We start from the raw sequence: 19,451 nt of genomic DNA, 5'->3' as shown, positions 1-19,451 counted from the left end.
GTGGTTAGAACACCGTTCCGGCCAGGATCGCATCGGCGACTTGGCTGATCTGGGCCTTTTTGATCACAAACGTGCGTTCCTTCTCTGTGGCCTGGAAGCGCTGCTTGAATGCGTGGCCCAGCAAGAAGCTCAGGGCTTGCAGCTCCTTGGTGTGTTGCATCTGCAGGATCACCGAACCATCCTCATCGCGCAGGGACTCAATGCCCCAGTGACGGGCAGCAATATGCTCGGAGATCGACTGCTTGAGGTCATAAAGTTCTGCCGGTACATAACCGTACAGGTCTTCAAGTTCCTTGGCATTCTGGTTGAGCTCGGCCAGCGACTCACTGGTCATCAAACGCTGGTACCAGGTCAGACGTTCGCCATTGTTCGGCATGAAGCTCGACGGGATAGAGCCATGAATAGGCATGTTCACGTGGCTCAGGATCACAGCCTTGTCGAGTTGCGATTCACCCCGGTCAATAGCTTTGATCGATAGCTCCAGCAGGCGCATGTACAGGGTGAAACCGATGTTGTGGATGTGTCCGCTCTGTTCATCGCCAAGGATTTCGCCGATGCCACGGATTTCCAGGTCATGTCGAGCGACCAGGACACCTTCGCCGAGGTTACTTGCGCGCTCCATGGCCTTCAGCCGGCGCAGGCTGACCTTATTTTCACGCTCGCTACTCAGCAGGTAGGCGTATGCCTGCGTTCCAGCCCGGCCCACGCGTCCGCGCAGCTGGTGCAACTGCGCCAAGCCAAAGTTATCAGCGTCCTCAACGATCAGGGTGTTGGCATTAGGGACATCAATACCGACCTCGATCACGGTCGTGCTGACCAACACATCAAATTCGTTGTTACGGAAGGCGAACATGATCCGGGTCATTTCGTCCTGGCTCATTTTCCCGTGAAGCTTGCGAATCCGCGCATGGGGGGCAATGGATTGCAGCACATCAACGCAATCATCCATGGTTTCAATGCGGTTGTGCAGGTAGAACACCTGACCACCGCGTGCCAATTCACGGGAAAAAGCTTCGCGAATTACGGCACTGGTATAGCGGCGCACCAGGGTGCGGACTGACAGTCGACTAGCAGGCGGTGTGGCGATGATGGAGATGTCGACGATTTCCGACATAGCCATGCCGAGCGTGCGCGGAATCGGGGTCGCCGCCAGTGACAGCACGTGTTTGTTACCGCGCATGGTGCGCAGGTATTCCTTCTGTTTCACTCCAAAGCGGTGCTCTTCATCAATGATGATCAAGCCGAGGGTGCTGAACACCACGTCCTGCTGGAGGATACGGTGAGTGCCGATGATGATCGAGGTTTCACCGCTCTTAATCGCGGCCAACATCTTGGCATTCAGGGTGCCGCGTTCGGCCAGTACAATCTTGATCGGGGTGTCTTCAAATCGTTTCAGAAGCGACTGGTAGTGCTGCTGAGCCAAAAGGGTAGTAGGGGCCAGAAAAGCCACCTGGTAGCCCTGGCTGGCCATCAGGAACGCCGCCCGCATGGCAACCTCGGTCTTGCCGAAGCCAACGTCGCCGCAAATGAGGCGATCCATCGGCAGGCCTGAGCTCAGGTCGTTCTGAATGTCGACGATAGCGCGCTTCTGATCCTGTGTTTCCTCGTAAGGGAAGGTTTCACAGAACGATACATACCTTTCATCTGGCGGGTTAAGCACCACTCCGGTCGACCGACGACGCAGGTTACGCAGGTTGATCAGCTCGCGTGCCGCCTCGAAAGCGCTCACTTGAGCGATCTTCAGGCCCTTGAGCCAGCTTTCGTCGTGCATTTTGGTTAGAGGTGCCTTTTCCGGCTCAGCCCCGGAATAACGCGAGACCAGGTCAAGGTCGCTGACGCGAACGAAGGTGCTGACGTCGTTGGCGTAACCAATTTTCAGCATGTCTTCTTCGGCAGTACCCAGGTCGATGGTCTCAAAACCCTGGAACCGACCCACGCCATGAATGGCATGAACGATAGGATCGGCCACGGCGATATCGCCCAGACCCTGGAGGATGACTTTACGTTGGTGCTCGCCAAGGTCTTCTTCCACCGACGATTCGATGGTGACGCCAAACACTTCCGGCTCGGTGATCACACGATAGCCGGCGATCAGGTCGGTAAAGCCTTCGACTAGATTTCCCTGGGTGTAGGCAACGCCCTGAGGATTGGCTGCAAACACCTTGAAGTCATCGATGGCCGTCGGCGGGTGAGCGCTCATACGGCAGATGGTTCGGATGTTGCGCATGCGCACATCGCTCTTCATCACGAAGAGGGTGGGCAGGTTGTCGGAGAGAATCGACTTAATCAGATCAATGGCAGCGCTCAGGCTACCTGGACGCTTCATGCCACTCTCGGAACCGGTCTTTTCCAGCTTGAAGTGGGATTTGGCCTGGAGCGTCTCCAGAACCTGATCCGGGCTGAGCCATGACAGGTGTACCGGTGGGCACAACCGGCTGGTGTCATCCTTGATGTCCAGATGACGGGCTGTGACCAACATCCACTGGCGGTGGAGAGCATCTTCGGCCAGGTCATCAAAGACCACATCGTTGCCGGGTGCAATGTTCAGAACCGAGGTGTGATCACTTCCCGGCAGACCGATCCACGAGGCCAGCTCCGGATGATCTTGCCCATCGGTGACACTGCGGTAGCTTTCGAACCGGCGAGCATCTTCATGCACGGCGAAGGCGCCACGACGGAAACTGGTGCAGAACTCCTTCGTGATCGCGTATTCACGGTTGGGAAACAGATTGAGCAGGTCGAGGGTCAAAGCCGACGATTCCTGGGTCAGCGGATCCATTTTGTGGATCGCCGTGATCTGATCCCGCTCGTTGATGCGAATGCGCACGGCCATGTGTTCAGCCTGGCCGGCATGATAGGAGAGGCCAACCGGGTAGATGTCGAAGACCAGTCCTCGGCGTGACCATTGGCCTGGGCTTTTTACCCGACTGCTTTGCTCATAACCCATGAGCTTCATGACATCGGGAATTTTTCCGCCAAGGGTTTCTTCCAGCTGGGCGCCTGGGGTCAGTGGCCGCACTTGACCTTTCCAGAACGAGGGGCCGGAGATAACGCGCATGGCATTGCTTGCTGAAACGATCAGTACACAATCAGCGCTGTCTTTTGCGCACAATTGATGAAAGATCGCAGCCCGCTGACTCATGATGATGGCTGGCGCGGATTGCAAGTCAAAGGGCAGCGTCTCGCTGTCAGGTAGATAAAGCAAACGCCCTTTAAGCTGAGGCTCAAAGAATGCCATTTCTTGGAACAGAACTTTAGCGTCTTGTTCCGAGTTCGTGATGATTAAACCACCTTTATTGGAAAAGTGGTTGGCGTAAGCGATGGCTCGCGAGGAGCCCTTAATATCATACCAGAGCATGCTGCTTCCTATAGTCAGACTGGCGTATGGGAAAAGTATACTGAATGTACGAACAGCTGACAAGTTTAAAGAACTAGATTTTGCTTGGATTACATGGCTAAATAAAAATAAAGACTGGGATTAAAGATGTCAGAATTCACTTTGTCGTTCGAACAGCTTCGAGAGGCGATTTTCAGTGGTATTCTCGATTCTTTGACGAAAAAATCTTACAGTGACCTGCACACAGCGGTGATCAGTGGTAAAGATCCACGTCAAATTATCTTGCCGCGTCCAGAAGATGCCATGCTTATGGGCAATTATGGGACACTAAATCTCAACTTCAACATTCCCGATGAGTACCCCGTTTCCCTGACAATTGTCATGACCATGGGCCGAATCGGTTACACCATTCAAGCCGAATCCCACTTATGCGGACGTGGGAATTTGCGCCAGGGGCTCTTTGACCTGGGGGTTGAATTGGGCCTGACCTGCGATTGGCGAATCGTGCGCGGCGTGGAGCGTTTTGAATATTCGGACGCGAACAACTTGCTATCGACGGAAGACACCATGAACATCCTGGCCGCTCCGCAACTGGAGTTTGGCTTCAAGGAATTCATGAAGTTACAGGTGGATCGCCTCGTGATAGGGGTCGCGACTCTCCTGGCTGATGCGGGCTTACACAAAGAGGTGCCGCCAGGCTTTTTTGCCCTATGTGTAATGGATAGCGTCGTCAACGAACAGATGGCGGAGTCCATACTGCAAGAGAAATTCTTCATTTTCTCAAAGGATGACCGGGACTCGAAGCATACGGTTTACGGGCTTGTCAGCTTGAGTAACGATGCGAAGCCACTCAAGACCTGTGAATCCGTGGCATCCAGGTTACGCGTGTGCGGTTTTGACTGCTCCTTCCGCCCCACATTCAAATACTTGGCAATTGACGATATAAATATGAATTCATCTCCCATAGGGCAACCGTTCAGGGCGGGATCGGACTCCAGCCAAATGTCCTCGGGTGATGATTACCTGGAACCTGCGGTTCCTGTGGTGTGGAACACTGAAACAACGAGGTGATGTCCATGTGGGATCTTGTGACGTACATTGATCGTGATCTTTCGCTCCTGCTGCGCGAGCGCAAGGGGGCATATTTCCTGTACGCCTACCCGTGGAAGGAACCGGTTAAAACCGATACGCCCAATGAAGCCGCAAAGGCGGAAGTGATCAATGTGCAGAGAGATCGCCTCTTCGCAGAATTGACCGTCAGGGCAAAGTTCTGCGCCTTCAACCAGATCATTCGGCTCGCTCGCGGAAGCCTGAATGGTAAAATTCCAACCACCCTTGAGCAATTGCACACTGAAGCGCTGAAATTCGCTCTGCGCCGCTTCAAGAAAGAGCAGATCACCAGCGATGACTTTATCGGCATGCTGCGTTCAGCGGCCTTAATTGCACCCATACCAACGGGCTTCTGGAGCTATCTGTCCACCTTCCTCAAGCCTCAGACCCTGGAGAAGCTGCAGCAGTCGATGAGCGCATTAGCAATCTTCCATGAGGGTGGAGAGGATCAGTGGCTGGAGGGGCAGCTGACGTACATGAATAAAACCGCCTGGTTTGCCAACGATTTCGACAACATCCAGACGAGCTGCATGCAATTGGCTATTCTTTTCTCGGAGCACGCCTTGAAGGACGAATTCAGTGAACTCGGGCGAAAAGCAAAGAGTCAGCTGATGAGGGGGCAGATTGAAGCCGAGCAGGCGAACCAGAAACCGTGGCAGCGCTCCGGGCATGGGGTCAAGAAATCCGTACGTATCGGGCCGGCTACACGCCCTGTCAAGAAGCCTCTGGACGGCGAAGGCGACGACAAACAATAGAAATGTATTGCCAACTGTAGCGTTTCTGTCAAGATGTGCGGAAATACGCAGGAGGAGTGTTTTCCATGATCAATTCGCAATCAAAAGCAGAAGGGACTGGTGCTCGGGTTGGCCTGGTGCTGTCCCGCAAGACCGGTCAGAACATCTGGATTGGCGCCAATGCCGACGCAACCGATGAAGAAATCATCGCAGTCATGCGTGGCCCAGGCGTTTTCATCAAGCTCGTCGAAATCACTTCGATGGGTCGTCGCTTTCACAACGCGCCTGTTTACCCCGACCATAAATCCCCTGCACCTGAAGTAGCCCATGAGGATACCTCCGGCATGGTGGCGATTCATGACGGTAGCAAGGGTTCGGCAAAACTGGGTATCAACGCGCCAAAGGCGATTTGCATCCTGCGCGAAGAAATCATCCCTGGTAATGTTCCAGAAATCGCCCGAGCTTACGGCGGTTAATCTGCAGCAACTGTTTTAATAGGCTTACACCTTAATACCCGGACATGTCCGGGTATTTTGCTTTCCAATTACAGTATGTTTCGCTATTGTTATCTCGAACTGCGCCGACTTAACGCTTGGAGCACTGGAGCGTAACAATGGAAATCATGTTGTTAAAAGACAGTATCAGCCAATTGCAATCCGCAATGGCTGCCTTTACCGGTTCTCTGAATGAGGACACGCCGGTTTTTGTCGCCGCTAAACCTGGAGATTTTCAGGTGGGGGAGGCGGGCATCCAACTGGCAACGGAGGCGATCTGTGATCTTTTTACACCGGAGCACGCCGCTGACGGTCGCTACACCTCGGTCTGCGTGGGCGCCATCGGTGTAGACGAGGACACTCTTGAGCGGGCCAAGTACGTTAACCTGTGCAAAGACCGTTTGATTGCTGCCGTGCAAATCGTTAATGACCGTCTCTGTGCAGGGGCGAAATCCAAGTCCGGCAAGTCCAAGATCATGCGTGCACTGCTGAAGCAGATTGGCTGGGGTCGACTCTCCCTGCGCCTCTGTTATCGTCATTTGCCTGTGCTGGATTACCAACCCTACCGTATTGGCTTCTCCTATTCGTCGGGAGGGAAAAGCATCAAGAAGCTCTCGGTTGCGCAAGCGATGGAACGGCTTTCGGAGGCGGGCTATGAAAGCGATCAAGCCAAATGTGACTATGAGATCCTGGCAAACCAGCAGGCCGATTTGACCCTGGCCTCCGTGCAGCCTTTGGCGGGCTACTACAAAGCCAATGTGCTACAGGAGAAAGGCGCGAAGCCTAAGACGATGGCGGTGTATCTACCGATTATCTACCTGCGCTCTGGTGACGAAGTTGTCCATCACAGCTCCCAGCTGGGTGAAAAGGATGACTGGAAACGAATCGGTCGGAAAACGCGTACGGACTCCAGGTTAGACCCTAACCCGATCATCACCTCGCTGCCCGTGCACACCTACGTGCGCTGATCGCAACCTGGCCACCAACGGTGGCCCTGTTTTGCTGTTGAGAGTGGTCTGGATTTAGCTCGCCCAGCTTTCCACTTCGGCGGCACCCCATTCGGCCTTCCATTCCTTAAGCAGTCTATGGTTTCCGCCCTTTGTTTCGATGGTTTCACCATTGTGCGGGTTCTTGTAAATCTTTGTTTTTCTGGCTCTTTTCGGTGCGACAACCGGGGCGTTGTCACTGGCCTTCCCCTTTTTTCGCAGTTCAAGCTCAGGAGCGATCATCAAGCACAGGTCGATCACGGAGACCTTGTTTTCGTTGGCCATCTCAATGGTCTTATCGGCGACCACTCGAATGACCTTGGTTGCTGCCTCGATTTTAGCGATTTGTCGGTTCAAGGCATCTCGCTGTTCTTTTAAGTTACGTAATTCTCCGACCGAATTTTTCATATTTTTAAACTCCATTTTCCTGCGAGCGAAAGTCATATTAAAATATAGGAGAGGGATATAGGTATGTCAAATTTCTGCTACCAGAAGAAGGCTACGTTATTTACCTGTATGAGGACTATCCTCTTCATGCGAGATTGCTACTTATTTTTCTATCGGAGTGCAAATTAGAATTTTGATTCTGATCAATTTTTAAAAATCACATATCCGATACAATGATCCATTATCAGGTGTGTACTGCGACTTGCTTTTGGAAATCTTGCCGTGTCAATAATAGGGATATATTTGGCACCGATAGAGTACTGAGGCAGGCATGGCCGATATTTTAGAAGACGTCCAGCAGACGCTGCAGGTAGCACTGAATACCTACCTCAAAGAGCACGCCACACACCGCTTGGCCAGGACATTGGCGCTCAACGAACTCCACCTGACGAACGCATTGATCGACGTTTACCCGGACATCATCGACAGCCTGGATAACCCGGCTGAGCGTAAGATCATTTTCACTCAGGCGGTTTCTGACATTTTGTCTTTGGACAGGGTTTCCGCTCAGGTTGGGGCCCCTTCCATCAATCAGATGAATGCAGGCGCTTTGTACGACCGGTTTTTAGTTCATCTGTCGTCAGAACCCAATCATGTGGTCGAGGAATTTCTAAAAATCCTTGAGCATTTTCGCGCTGCTGAGACCAAGGTGCGTGATTATCACAAACTCGAGAGCCATCAGGACACGATTAACGCGGATACCATTACATCGCACCTGCGCGGCATGCATTCAGAAGCCGTAGAGCGATCTATGGTCATGATGGAACGGCTTGACTATGAGGAGCGACACGGAAAGTATCGGCAACCCGAAGTCCTCATTTTGCAAGGCGGTGGTGCGAGAGGGATGGTCTATTCAGCGGTTATGCAGACTCTGGAAGACCTGGGCATGCTCAAGGGCATTAAGCGCGTCGCCGGCACTTCAGCCGGTGCGATGATGGGGCTGCCTATTGCTCTGGGCTACGACGCGGCAACGGTCAACGAGATCGTGGTGAATTCCCGTTTTTCTCACTTCTATGCCGAATCAACCCGTAAATTCAAATTCGTCGCCAAGATGGTCGAACTCCTATCGAACAAAAAACTGGAAGAGCACCCATGGCATGAGGGCGATCTTCTCCAGACCTTTGCCGAGAAGTATTTTCTCCCGCAATTAGCGAAGTGTTCCGACCTCAATGTAAAGCAGTGGACGACCTGGACAGAAGACCGCGTGCAGGAGGAGCTACGCCACCTGGATCAGTTCGACACGCCAGGGGGCAAGCTGAGCCTTCAAGAAATCTTCGATTTAGCCATGGACAGCTTCAAAGTTGACCAGTGGAAAAAAGGACAATCGCCCGACGTCTTGCAGTTTGAAGGATTGTTGGGGCGCTCCAGGGCTTATCAGGCGGCGCTTACCTGCATTCGTCTGAAACGACCTTCTACGGTCTCTCACAGTGATTCCATTGAGGAGTTCATCGGCGACCTCATCCAGGAACGATTGAAAATCGTGCTGGAAACGCACTTTGATCTTCTTGATCCGCCGATCAAGACCCTGCAGGACAGACGTAACATTACGTTTTCTCAGCTCAAAGCCCTGGGTGAAATTGATCCGAGCTATGGCTTCAAAGAATTCGGCGTGGCCATCAGCGACAGCCATATGTTGTTCACGCCGGGCAACATCAAGCGTAAGTATCTTCGCGATAAAATGCTGAAGGGCAAGCGAGCACCTGATCCTGGCACTGGTGACTACGATAAAGGCGGGGACTTCAAGCCGGTGTTTGTGCGGGCGCCGTCCGCGCTGCACTCCTATACAGATATGCCGATCAAGCAAGCTGTGCGGGCGAGTATGAACCTCCCATTCTTGTTTGAAGCCATGAAAATCAATGGGATGCGCAACTTCGACGGTGGCCTAGTGGAAAATTTTCCTCATAAAATGTTCGCCGACGAATACAAGACCCAGGAAGAGGTTCGCGCCAATACAATTGGCTTCAAGCTAACAGCACTGGAAGAAAACATCGAAAACGAGGCGCTGCAGGATTTGGCCAGAAATGGCACCAAGTCGATGGCGATCAAGGTGCCGTTTGCAAAGCAGACATTCAGCCAGAAATTGGAAAAGGTAAGGGACTACCTGATTCACCCAATTGATACCGCCAAGAGTGTGGCTGGCGGAGTGGTCGGCGCTATCCTCTCGAGGGGCATCAAACAGTTGATGCGCGCCAATTCGATGCCGTCGATGGAGTCGCATGAGAACATTGGCCTCATCAACACTGGTACCGTGGGTACGGGTGACTTCCACGTTTCTAAACAGGAGAGGCATGAACTGTTGTTCGCCGGCTCTATTTCAGCTTTGAACTTGTTCCGTTGGGACGCTGACAAACACCTACGTTTTGCCAAGGGCCGCTTGACCGACCTGGTGACGCTTGAAGACAGGTTATTGCAGGAGCGCGGCTTGCTGAAGCATGAAGCGCTACCAAAGAAAGCCTTTCTCGATGCCGAGAGCTTAACGCAATCGCTGATGGGTGGTATTGATTCCTACGATTTGGGTACCGTGTTGATCGGGGGCGCGAAAGCAGCCAGAGCATTGCTGAGGAGGGAAACCTCCCATACCATGGCGATATCAGCAGAACCTGGGGCCAGATAAACATGGAAATGATCAATGATTACGAGGTGATGGTGGCTCAAGGGCTGCCAAGCCCGTACATCACGTCCGATTACGCGGCTTCACCTCTTGCACAACGATCCATGCTGACGCATTGGATCTTCCCTGGCTTAGCCGGTTTTGTGCCGGTTGGGGCAGAACACGTGGTCGTCATCTTTGTTGATAAATTGCCAAGCGATGAGAACTTGCGCGGTTCCTTGCGCCTGACGGCAAGCCTTGATGCCAGTGGTGAGCCAATAGAGAAGTGGCTGGTTCAGCCAGAATCAGCCCAAGAAGCCTGGCAGTTCAAGACAATCGACAGTGACCTGTCGCTACCAGCTAGCACCATCGTGTTGTGTCAGTGGAAGCCGCACGCCCTGGCGAGTGCCTATAGCCTTCATCACAAGATGATTGCAGCACTGGGTGAGGATGAGCATGTTTGGCTGATCGGCAGCGAGCTTGAAAAAGAAGCCTATTCGGAGTTCGTGCTCTCGACTGGGCACTCATCACTGGTTCATCCGCTTGAAAGCCTGGGGCTCATCACCAAAGCCTTAGCACACGTTGGACAAAAAATCGTTTTCAACAATTCAGACGAATTGCTTAGCGTCCCTTGCCTGGCGATGCAGGCATACCCGATTCGCTGGTACACGGAGTCCTGAGTTCGCTAGGTTTTCCTGTCAATATATGTGAAAATATTAATCCTCATTCCGTATCGTGAACGCCCTCACAGGCGCTCGCGGGGCGCTGATTTACCACCCATCCAGAGACCCTCTGTACATGAACTTGAACAAGCAGCAGCAACAGCAATGGCAACTCGTTACCGCCATCTTCACCGGCCTGTCCGCAGCCATTTCTGACGAAGTCATTTTGACCACGCAGATGAAGCCGCACATTGATACCTTTGAGGCCCTAACAGGCGGCAAGGCCAAGGTGAAATTCCACCTGGCACCAACCCCAGGGATTGACTGGATCGATTGCAGCAGCGATGGTCTGAAGCTCTCCAGCACCACCAAAGGCATGGTTGCCCGCGCCTGCATGAATGGCCTTCGTCTTTCGATCAACCTGACCTACGACGGTGCCTACGCTCACAGCAACGTCGCCGTGATCGATGCCTTGGACACGCTTAAAGCAAACCTGCTCAAGCTGACCTCGGACATGAAGGACATGGAACCGGGGGACATTTCCAGTCTCATCGGCTTGGCTCCTTCTGAGAGCGGCAGGCAGGATGACGATGCTGGTGGTGACGATAATTTGGTTCCAAACGGCCAAACCACAGCCAACGCTGCCGGCGTGGTTGTAGCTGCAGCCGAGGTGCTTGCGCCGGTTGTCCCAGTCGACTCGCCAGCCGCAGCACCTGAGTCGGACGCAGAAGACAGCTCCGAGCCCCTGATGAGCTTCGTTTCGGACAGCAGCCAACCGGTAGAAGAACCTGAACAACAAGGCTAAGTAATGCGCAAAGGGCCTGTTTTATCAGGCCCTTTTCACGCCTGCAGAAATCATTGGTTATTGCGTCCCTTTTTGAAATTGAGAATGGCAGGGTAGAGCGTGCAGGGTACTTTTATTGTGCTGGAAGGTATTGAGGCGTGTGGCAAGGGTACAGTCGTGCCCTTTATCTTGAAGTGGTTTGCTCAGAGGGGATTTCGTACGCTGCACACTCGGGAGCCGGGCGGCACTCCCTATGGTGAAGCGCTTCGTGAGTTACTCATTTCGAAAGACCACAACGCGCCGGCGATCTCTGATGCGTTGGGCTTCTACGGTGCCCGGTGTGATCACACCCAAAACATGATCATTCCCGCCTTGCAGCAGGGCATTAATGTGATCTGTGAACGTTACGCAGATTCGAGCCTGGCCTACCAGGTTTCGAGTTGCCCCGAAGTACAAGCCCTTCACGACCTGTGTAAGCCACACCTGCGTGAGCCTGACTTGGTGTTCTTCCTGGATATCAGTGCCGAGACCAGCCTGGTGCGAATGGAGAAGCGCCGGATTGAAAAGAATATCCCGCTGGATAAATTCGAATCCAAGGGTCACGACTACCTGAACCAGGTTCGCACCAACTACACCCAGTTGGCGCTGGATGAAGCTGGAAACATCAAGCAGAACTGGCGAGTCGTGGATGCTGAGCAATCGCTTGAGGACGTGGTGGCGGACATCGAGTCCTATCTAACCGCGTTCATGCAGGCGGCCTGACTGAGCCGAGTAACCCATGGATGGAATCCATGGACGCCCACAGCCATCAAAAGTTTGGCAGGGACAGCTGTCGCTGACTGCGCTCGCTTCGAGGCAATCCCAAGGATTGTTCGGTCACGGTGACCCGAGTGGAGGCAGCCTTGACGTTCTTGATCCATTCCTTGCCAGGAAACAGCGTGATCTCAAAGTCGATGGGGGTCGGACGACCACGAGGGCGCCGGGCAGGGAAGACCTCCTCTACGTCGTAGGAGTCCAGCAGGCCATCCAGCTGCATTTTGTCCAGTTCCTTCTTCACGGCGGCCATGCTGCCGGCGATACGGACGTGGTTCAGACCTGCCGCGAGCCGCTTCATCTCGGTCAACCTGAATGAAAACGGTGTACTGGTCGAGATATTCGGGACGATGTAGTGCATGTAGCGGATGAGGTATGCGCCTGGCGGTGTGTAGTTTTTGGTGATCCCCATGGGGAACTGGCGGTAAGTGACGTTGAGGATTGCGTGAGCAATCAGCGGGTGCAGTTTGACCCGCCAGACGTCGTCCCCGTTGGAGACCTCAACCTCGTCCTTGTTGCGCTCAAAGCCTGGCAGGATAGGGTCACGGTTGTCCTGAAGTTGGTTTGGGCCCGAGCCAATCGTCATGATGCTGCTGGACAACACCTCGAGCGCTTCGCGGATCTGGGTGTTGCTCAGCGTACTGCCCATCAACTTCAGGGTACGCGCCAGGCCGCTAATGGAAAATTTCACGTAATAGGCAACTTCACCTTTCACAGAGTGCGTCTCGGCCTGGACACAGGCGTGGTGGATGATGGCCTGTTCCACCGCCTGTTCTTTTACGCCCGGATATCGGCGCTGAGGCTTAGAGTTCTTCCTGTTCGGGTAGTAGGTACCTGGAAATAGGGTGATCCTGGCCGGCTGATCACCGATGTAGAAGTCTATGACGTGGTCGTTAGGAACCGTGCCGTCCTTGGTGTTCAGGTGCTCGCCGCTGTACTTGGGGATCTGCTCCCACAGCGCAATCACGTTGCCCTGGGAGGCTCGCTCAAGCTCGTTGTTGCAAAGGAAGCCCTGGAACAATCGTAGAGCCTCGGTCGGGCGGTTCAACGGTGAAGTAGGCTTGGGAGTGAACACACCATCTTTGCCAAAGAGCTTGATCTTGTCGTCGGTGGCTAGGTTGGGGTTCGACATCCTGTGACTCCTCGTTGATTGATGGCGGATAACTATCAGCGAAGATCTTAGAGGGCCACCGAGCAGGCCTGCAACGGGGGCAGGAGATAAAACCCCAGAAAAGCCAAGAGACAAATCAGGGCTTAATCGCTTATTTTGGCCAGGAGATAACACCCCTGATATTCGCCAGCCCTTGTGGGCCGGGCCTTGCGGCGCCGGCAGCCAGCTATATTCATTTTGTGCCCATCAACGCTATTTGCGTGACACCTGCTGGTTATGGAGGCGTCGGACGCGAAAATGAGACCTCCGATGTCTCCAGGGCCCCTGAATAGTCAGGGTTCGATGCTGAGCTGATCTAGACTGCTGACCAAGGTTGCGGCCTGACAGGAACGGGTAGAAGAATTAAAGGGAAAGGGAAGAAGAAAAGAAGGGGAGCGGCGCAAAACGCCTGGCCCTGTGGGGTTTGACCTCAATTAAGCCGAGCTCCATCTCCTGGCTTTCCCCAGTTTCTTCTCTTGGGTTTCCAGCGGTTCATCTCTTCTGCGTATCGAATATGCACTGATCCATCTCTTGGATCTGAGGGTTTTTCCTGATTTTCAGGTTCCTTGCCCACGAATTTCTCAACATCCATCTCTTAGGTCTGGACGAATTTCAGGGGATTCATCTCCTGATCAACCTTCGAAGCCTGTGGATAAGCCGGTCAGATCTGGTTGTTTTTTGATCGTATTCGAATAAGGCGGGTTCCATCTCCCGGTTATAGTTGGTTTTGTCTCTCCCCCTCGTGTACCTGGTTCTCACCTCACCCCATCGCGAAGAGAGCATTATCAGGGGGCTTATCTCCTGGCTGCTGGAAGCCCATGTCCCGATGCCGGGGTAATAAAGGCTAGGCCGGAATATCAGCTGATTTGTCTCTTGGTTTTCAGCAGAAGCCACTGCGGGGCTGGCGCCGCTCTCGCATGCGGTGAATATCGCGGGATCTGTCTCTCGATTAAATGAGGTTTGATCTCCTGGTTAGCGCCGAGCCGGCCAGTGCGGAATATCGAGGGATTCATCTCTTGGCTTTAGCGGGGTCAGCTCTTGCAGGAGGGCTTGGACGATGAGGAATGGCAGATTATCCCGTGTTTTGTCTCTTGGGTCGGCTGGGAGATTCTCATGCTAGTGGGTGATGCTGGGCACCAGGCTGAATATCGAGGTGTTTATCTCCTGGCAAGCTCGTTTATTCAGCTCCGGCTGCCGGGCACCGCGACGACTTAGTTTTGAATATCCTGCGTTTGATCTCTCGACCATCGGTCAAAGCTCTTCAGGTCATTGCTCAGCTGGGGCTTGGGCACAATATCAGCGTATTTGTCTCTTGGTGCTGCGATTCCCAAGTTAAGAGCCACGAGTGCTGGTGCTGAATAACTGCCGATCCATCTCTTGGTTTGAAGCGACGGTCGGTACCGGGGCAGGGCGGGGCCGGCCAGCGAGAATATCGGTAGGTTTATCTCTCGGGTTTTCGGCTGATTGATCTCTCGCGCCAGGACACTGCCAAAGTGAGCGGTTGGTAGAGCATCAGCCAGCGCCATGCGCTGGAGTCACGACTGCTCTCGCTGCTCCTGAGCATGGATTTTCACATGGCAGGCGTTGTGCACCAGGGCCAGGAATCCCAGGCAGCGATTAATCTCCGGACAACCTTCGCAGGGTGGCGCCATGACACGGCGGTCGGCCCGCTGCTTCGTTGTGTGAATCAGCTCGATGGTTTCTGCTGTCCGGCAGCGATTGATGTAGGAGATGTGGTGCACCGTAAGTGCACCATCGAGACCGCACTGACAGACGGGGCAGCGATGCTGCTGCTTTATCCGCAAGGCTTCAATCACGGCGGGGTTGCGCTGAATGCGGCGGGCGAAATTACGCCAGTGCTCCGTATCACCCAGTAACTGGCCGGCGTCTTCTGGGCCCACCTTCGGCAGCAGGCGTTGCAACACACTCAATGTACTCATCGGCTTTCCCTATGGTGCATCAGTGGCGGGGCATAACCGGTCTAGGGTTTGTGCGGCCTTCCCATTGATTCCACCTGTGATCCATCCTCACACTAGTGTGATAGAGAGGATTTTATCATGGCCATCAAGCCGGCAACAATTGAAGCAAGTTTAAGCTTTTTCCCTAAGCCATACGCCTTGGTTTTTGCTCAGCATTACACGACCAAATGGCAGACAGATCGAATCCTCAAGGACGAAACAGACTGGTTCCGCTTCAACTTCAACACGAAAGAGCAACTGCTGCAGGCGCTGCTGAATCCCGAGGACAAGCTGCGTGAGGTCAAGGAGTACTTCGTGCGTGAGGCTGCTGCCAAGACATTCAAGCACTTGGTTGCGAACAAGTTTGTGGTGGGCTTTGATGCGCGTCGCGGCTACACCGTCGATGCTCTGGACAAACGCCACCTGAAATTGCTCGCCAAAACCCCTGAGGCCGGCCTGTACCCTCAGGAACCCGACGCCGGGCCCGCCAAATGATTGCTAATAATTGCCAGATTGTGAGTTTTTAAGATGAGCCAAGATCCAGAAGTAAATTACGGTACTGTCACAATTCCAGGCAACTATTTTGCCAACGACAAGCGGAACTACAACGATTTCCGTAAGGCCTGGGCCCGTGAAGGCATGCAAAACAGCTTGGATGCAGGCGCTACGCGCATCGATTTCTCCCTGACGTCAGAGCAAGATTCTGACTTCCTAACCGTTGTCTGCGCAGACAATGGCTGTGGAATGGACGAGCGCACTTTGCTCAACGTATTTCTGGAATTGGGCGGCAGTCAGAAGCCAGAGAACGGCATTGGGGGTTTTGGTCACGCCAAGATTGTCCTGGCGTTTGCGCACAAAGAATGGCGGATGAACACACAAGATCTTGAAGTCGTGGGTGTTGGCAGTAAATACGAGTGGAAGAAGGTCGACACTTGGCATCAGGGTGTCAGGCTCGAGGTAAAAATGGGCCTCGAAGACAACAGCGTATGGTCAATGCGTCGAGCCATTCAGGAGATCGTGACGAATTCCAACCTGCCTCAGGGGGTCGTCATTACGCTGAATGGGGAAGAGGTGACCTGTCCGCGCACTAAGCCTCAGTACCATCTGAACACCGTGCTGGGTGATTTGCGCTTTGACGACAATCCCCATGGGTACGACTCATCCAGCCTGTGGGTTCGAATGAACGGCCTGGCTATGTTCAATTTCAGCGTGTGGACTCAGGGCTCTACCTCGTTTCAGGGGTACCTGGATCTCACCGGGAATTCGGTGGACATTCTGACGCAAAACCGCGACGGTCTATGCCGCGACCAGAACCAAGTCCTGAACAATTTGATGCAGGAATTGGTCAACGACCGCGAAAAACTCAAGCTGGGTGGCGACATCGACATGGTGCTCAACCAGCGAGAGGTTAAGTTTGAGCACATGAGTGCAGAAGAGCGGGCTTGGCTAAGCAGCCTGGCGGCGTCGGAAAACATCAGCGAAACACAAATGCTGGAAAAGCTGAACGCCGACGATGAAGAGATCAGCGATTCATTGGCTATGAGCCCCTTTCGCCACCTGGCTGAAAAGGTCAAGTCGATCAAGTCCGAATTGGATCAGCGCATCGGGAAAATCCCGGCGAATTGGTATCCGGAGAATTTCAAGGTGAAGTTCTCAGACACCGATACCAGCCCAGAAAATGCCCATAAACATGGCGGCTTGATTGCTTCGAGCATGTCAAAAAAAGGCACGGCGAAGATGGCTGCCGGCTGGAACAGGATGATCCAGGAACTCTTGAAAACACCTGAATACCGAGCGGTACTCGGCGTCGAGATGGACGTCCAAGGGCAGTTTTTCTACAGCGACCGGCTGATCCAAACTGGGTTCGTGTTCGGGTCGGTGGAAGGCCTCAACGTGGTGGAAAAAGACCAAAACCGGATCAGTATTCTGCTCAATGCAGAAATGGCCAAAAACCAGAAATGGATCTACGGCGACCTGATAGACATTGCTCACCATGAACTGACGCACATCCGGGTTAAAGATCATAGCGAGACGTTCACCACGGTGCTCTCCCAGTTGCAGCGCGTGAGCCGTCGCCACATTGATGAGAAGACCCTGATCAAAGCCTTTAAAGAGTCTGTTTCACAGTTGGAGTTGAAGGATCCCGTGAAAGTGGAACCACCTCAACTTCAGCGACGGGCCCCAACCGATTCCCACACCTATGAACTCGCTTTATAAAACCGCCGGCGACCGGAAGGACTCACATGACCAACCTGTTTAACCATGACACCGACCATGATGCTCTGGCCCTGGCGCTGGCCCGCGATGGCGTATGGACTCACTACATGTACAGCCCACCTTCAGCGGAGATCTTCGACCGTGCGCTGGGCCTGTATCCTTGCCTTGAGATTCACAAGGATCTCGCCAAACGTCGCCGCATGGGGGCTGGCTTAGAAGCCAAGGAGATTTGCTCGTCATTGATTGAAATGGATGAGGGTGAGAATGCGGTGGAGTTTCTGCAGTTCATCAAACAAGCGACCCCTGAAGGGTACAGCCTAGAGGAAGGCTATCTTGAAGGGGTGCAGAACGTAATGACGCTCCTGGTCGTAGCCTTCATCAAGCAAATGGAAGAAATCCCATCTGATCTGTGGCTGGCGTCTACGGCTCGCCAGGCGCTGAAGCTCATGATCAGCCAGGTCGACGGCATGTTTCCGTTCTCAAGTGATGCTCAGCCTGAGGCGGTGAGGATGCAGCCGCTTCATCAGCCATATATTGCCAGGAAGCTGTATGAAGTCGGCGATATCGAGCTGTTCACGATGATCTACGACCGGATGAACCACCAGACGCAGATCGCCCTTGTGCGAGATATGAAGGAGTTCATGTGCGCGGCGAAGGCGAACCATCTGCCGATGCAGTTGCGGTTGCTTGAAAAGATTAATGGCGATGTCCATGAGCTAGGGCCGGTGGCGGTCAGCAACCTGACGCTGAGTTTCTGGAAAGACCTGCCGGCGTTGCTGAGAGTGCTGAAAACCGACGGCACTGCGACGAACTACCGCCAGGTCTTTGATATGGCGATTGACCGCCTGAGCATCGCCTCTGTGTACCAGCCCTCGAAAGCCTTCCAGCAAAGTAAGCTCTTCCCAATTGTTACCGGCATGGCCAAATTGATCGTTGATGCGAGGGCGGCAGGGCTGGAGCTTAGCGAAAAAGACTTCCGGGAGACACTGCGCCCGATTGAGCAGTGCGCGACCCTCGGAAAAAGAATGCAATGGGCAACACCTATGGGTGACTCCTTTGCTACGCTAAAGGCAGACATGAAGGCAGGCTTTGAAGGGTACACGCCTACCGAGTTGTTCAAACGTCCTCTACCGAAGGAATTAGCCTCCGCTATGAGCACGATAATGGACGACACCCGGTGGGTGGCCAAAGCCAGGTTGAAAGACCAGGGCAAGATCTTTGGTGAAGACCTCGGGCTGTAAGGCCCGACGCCGATAAAATTGAAAGTGAGGTTGCTGTGACGTTGAATGAATCGATAACCCATAAGCTGAGCGCCGAAAGTCGGCTGAACGGTGCGTTTGACGCCTGGATCTCCACAGTCTCGAGTGACCAGAACCTGGCCATTCAAGTCAGCAGGACGCTCCTGGTGAACGGGGAGACGATTTGTAACGATGTTGACCACGATGCCTACCGTGCGCTCATAGACGCCGTTACCGGGGTCTCAGGGCTTGGCAAGGGCATCTTCGTCAACACGATGAAGTACTTGCCCGAATCGTTTGCTCGCACGCAGCTCAAGATGTGGTCACTACAGGGCTTCCTCCCCAAGACCTCGCCAGACCTGTGGCAATCATGCCTGTCTCACGCTCTTACACATGACCGCCTGCGCCTGGGCTTGGACATCATCGGACAGATGAGTAAACAATCGCAAAAACACCTGGCCGTTCAAGTGTTCGCGACCCTCGATGACGAGGTCATGGCCAAGATCCCGATGATCTGGAAACCCTTCTCGGACGACCTGGTTACCGTTTACTGCGGCAATCAATCGTTTATCCGTGCACACGAATGTGCGGTGACACCGAGTGCGAAAAAGCAGGTCATGCACTCAATTGCAGCCTCGGTGAATTTCTCCGGGCAACCGCGCAATTGGGCTGACGTGATGCGGCACATGATTCGTCGCTCCAAGTATGCCGGCGACACTGAGGAGCTGGTGGACAAACACAAAAGCGCGGCGACCGTGGTGATCAACGAGATTCTGTCCATGGATGACGACGCGATCAAGGCGGATCTGAACACTGACGAGCTGCGACTGATGGCGTTCAAGTTGGGCTTGGACGCGGCGGTCAAGAGTATTCAGAGCCTGCAGATGCGCGGCAAGGCATTCGAGCACTCGCTGGCGCTCTAGAAGCTTCG

16 protein-coding genes are annotated in these 19,451 nt (G+C 53.7%); 12 read left to right on the top strand and 4 right to left on the bottom strand.

All coding sequences use genetic code 11. From position 1 onward, the window contains the following. Window positions 1–4: 4 nt before the first annotated feature. Complete coding sequence (mfd, locus tag NQL71_RS33010) at window positions 5–3,058, bottom strand: transcription-repair coupling factor (protein WP_274645048.1); 3,054 nt, start codon at window positions 3,056–3,058, stop codon at window positions 5–7. Between the two features lie 426 nt (window positions 3,059–3,484). Here mfd and NQL71_RS33005 point away from each other — a divergent pair, with 426 nt between their 5' ends. The 4 genes from NQL71_RS33005 (at window position 3,485) to NQL71_RS32990 (ending at window position 6,643) form a co-directional block, all read left to right on the top strand. Continuing rightward, window positions 3,485–4,408: a hypothetical protein gene (locus NQL71_RS33005; protein ID WP_274645047.1), complete on the top strand. Its 924-nt coding sequence runs from the start codon at window positions 3,485–3,487 to the stop codon at window positions 4,406–4,408. Window positions 4,409–4,413: 5 nt separating this feature from the next. Next, complete coding sequence (locus NQL71_RS33000; protein WP_274645046.1) at window positions 4,414–5,202, top strand: hypothetical protein; 789 nt, start codon at window positions 4,414–4,416, stop codon at window positions 5,200–5,202. Between the two features lie 65 nt (window positions 5,203–5,267). Next, complete coding sequence (locus tag NQL71_RS32995) at window positions 5,268–5,657, top strand: carbon storage regulator (RefSeq protein WP_274645045.1); 390 nt, start codon at window positions 5,268–5,270, stop codon at window positions 5,655–5,657. A gap of 137 nt (window positions 5,658–5,794) precedes the next feature. Then, window positions 5,795–6,643 (top strand): hypothetical protein, encoded by an 849-nt coding sequence (locus tag NQL71_RS32990; protein ID WP_274645044.1) that lies wholly within the window; start codon window positions 5,795–5,797, stop codon window positions 6,641–6,643. A 54-nt stretch (window positions 6,644–6,697) separates the two neighbouring features. On the opposite strand, the gene NQL71_RS32985 is transcribed toward NQL71_RS32990, so the two are convergent. Continuing rightward, window positions 6,698–7,069 carry a histone-like nucleoid-structuring protein, MvaT/MvaU family gene (locus NQL71_RS32985; protein ID WP_274645043.1) on the bottom strand — a complete coding sequence of 124 codons (372 nt, stop codon included), beginning with the start codon at window positions 7,067–7,069 and terminating at the stop codon, window positions 6,698–6,700. A gap of 310 nt (window positions 7,070–7,379) precedes the next feature. Here NQL71_RS32985 and NQL71_RS32980 point away from each other — a divergent pair, with 310 nt between their 5' ends. The 4 genes from NQL71_RS32980 (at window position 7,380) to tmk (ending at window position 11,906) form a co-directional block, all read left to right on the top strand. Further along, a complete protein-coding gene (locus NQL71_RS32980; RefSeq protein ID WP_274645042.1) occupies window positions 7,380–9,722 on the top strand; it encodes a patatin-like phospholipase family protein in 2,343 nt (780 codons plus the stop codon). 2 nt (window positions 9,723–9,724) lie between these two features. After that, window positions 9,725–10,378: a hypothetical protein gene (locus NQL71_RS32975; protein ID WP_274645041.1), complete on the top strand. Its 654-nt coding sequence runs from the start codon at window positions 9,725–9,727 to the stop codon at window positions 10,376–10,378. 124 nt (window positions 10,379–10,502) lie between these two features. After that, a complete protein-coding gene (locus tag NQL71_RS32970; RefSeq protein WP_274645040.1) occupies window positions 10,503–11,165 on the top strand; it encodes a hypothetical protein in 663 nt (220 codons plus the stop codon). 156 nt (window positions 11,166–11,321) lie between these two features. Beyond that, entirely contained in the window at window positions 11,322–11,906 is a 585-nt protein-coding gene (gene tmk, locus NQL71_RS32965; protein WP_274645039.1) for a dTMP kinase, read from the top strand. A 46-nt stretch (window positions 11,907–11,952) separates the two neighbouring features. Here the strand turns inward: tmk and NQL71_RS32960 are convergent, their stop codons facing one another. Next, complete coding sequence (locus tag NQL71_RS32960) at window positions 11,953–13,089, bottom strand: hypothetical protein (RefSeq protein WP_274645038.1); 1,137 nt, start codon at window positions 13,087–13,089, stop codon at window positions 11,953–11,955. Between the two features lie 1,553 nt (window positions 13,090–14,642). Further along, entirely contained in the window at window positions 14,643–15,047 is a 405-nt protein-coding gene (locus NQL71_RS32955; RefSeq protein ID WP_274645037.1) for a hypothetical protein, read from the bottom strand. A gap of 117 nt (window positions 15,048–15,164) precedes the next feature. Here NQL71_RS32955 and NQL71_RS32950 point away from each other — a divergent pair, with 117 nt between their 5' ends. The 4 genes from NQL71_RS32950 to NQL71_RS32935 are packed head-to-tail and all read left to right on the top strand — an operon-like array spanning window position 15,165 to window position 19,443. Continuing rightward, window positions 15,165–15,560 (top strand): hypothetical protein, encoded by a 396-nt coding sequence (locus tag NQL71_RS32950; RefSeq protein WP_274645036.1) that lies wholly within the window; start codon window positions 15,165–15,167, stop codon window positions 15,558–15,560. A gap of 33 nt (window positions 15,561–15,593) precedes the next feature. Beyond that, window positions 15,594–17,282, top strand: a complete 1,689-nt coding sequence (locus tag NQL71_RS32945) for an ATP-binding protein (protein ID WP_274645035.1) — start codon at window positions 15,594–15,596, stop codon at window positions 17,280–17,282. 26 nt (window positions 17,283–17,308) lie between these two features. After that, a complete protein-coding gene (locus NQL71_RS32940; protein WP_274645034.1) occupies window positions 17,309–18,523 on the top strand; it encodes a hypothetical protein in 1,215 nt (404 codons plus the stop codon). Window positions 18,524–18,564: 41 nt separating this feature from the next. After that, the gene (locus tag NQL71_RS32935; protein WP_274645033.1) at window positions 18,565–19,443 is read left to right on the top strand and encodes a hypothetical protein; all 879 of its coding nucleotides are present in this window, start codon (window positions 18,565–18,567) and stop codon (window positions 19,441–19,443) included. Window positions 19,444–19,451 lie beyond the last annotated feature (8 nt).

Source organism: Pseudomonas serbica (assembly GCF_028823535.1).
Classification (GTDB): domain Bacteria; phylum Pseudomonadota; class Gammaproteobacteria; order Pseudomonadales; family Pseudomonadaceae; genus Aquipseudomonas; species Aquipseudomonas serbica.
Note: the sequence above shows the minus strand (reverse complement) of the source record. Positions and strands in the feature narration are given on the sequence as shown.

Bases quoted from the DNA above. Each gene is read 5' to 3' on its own strand.
- mfd (WP_274645048.1), bottom strand. From the start codon at position 3,058: ATGCGCGTTATCTCCGGCCCCTCGTTCTGGAAAGGTCAAGTGCGGCCA.
- NQL71_RS33005 (WP_274645047.1), top strand. From the start codon at position 3,485: ATGTCAGAATTCACTTTGTCGTTCGAACAGCTTCGAGAGGCGATTTTC.
- NQL71_RS33000 (WP_274645046.1), top strand. From the start codon at position 4,414: ATGTGGGATCTTGTGACGTACATTGATCGTGATCTTTCGCTCCTGCTG.
- NQL71_RS32995 (WP_274645045.1), top strand. From the start codon at position 5,268: ATGATCAATTCGCAATCAAAAGCAGAAGGGACTGGTGCTCGGGTTGGC.
- NQL71_RS32990 (WP_274645044.1), top strand. From the start codon at position 5,795: ATGGAAATCATGTTGTTAAAAGACAGTATCAGCCAATTGCAATCCGCA.
- NQL71_RS32985 (WP_274645043.1), bottom strand. From the start codon at position 7,069: ATGAAAAATTCGGTCGGAGAATTACGTAACTTAAAAGAACAGCGAGAT.
- NQL71_RS32980 (WP_274645042.1), top strand. From the start codon at position 7,380: ATGGCCGATATTTTAGAAGACGTCCAGCAGACGCTGCAGGTAGCACTG.
- NQL71_RS32975 (WP_274645041.1), top strand. From the start codon at position 9,725: ATGGAAATGATCAATGATTACGAGGTGATGGTGGCTCAAGGGCTGCCA.
- NQL71_RS32960 (WP_274645038.1), bottom strand. From the start codon at position 13,089: ATGTCGAACCCCAACCTAGCCACCGACGACAAGATCAAGCTCTTTGGC.
- NQL71_RS32955 (WP_274645037.1), bottom strand. From the start codon at position 15,047: ATGAGTACATTGAGTGTGTTGCAACGCCTGCTGCCGAAGGTGGGCCCA.
- NQL71_RS32950 (WP_274645036.1), top strand. From the start codon at position 15,165: ATGGCCATCAAGCCGGCAACAATTGAAGCAAGTTTAAGCTTTTTCCCT.
- NQL71_RS32945 (WP_274645035.1), top strand. From the start codon at position 15,594: ATGAGCCAAGATCCAGAAGTAAATTACGGTACTGTCACAATTCCAGGC.
- NQL71_RS32940 (WP_274645034.1), top strand. From the start codon at position 17,309: ATGACCAACCTGTTTAACCATGACACCGACCATGATGCTCTGGCCCTG.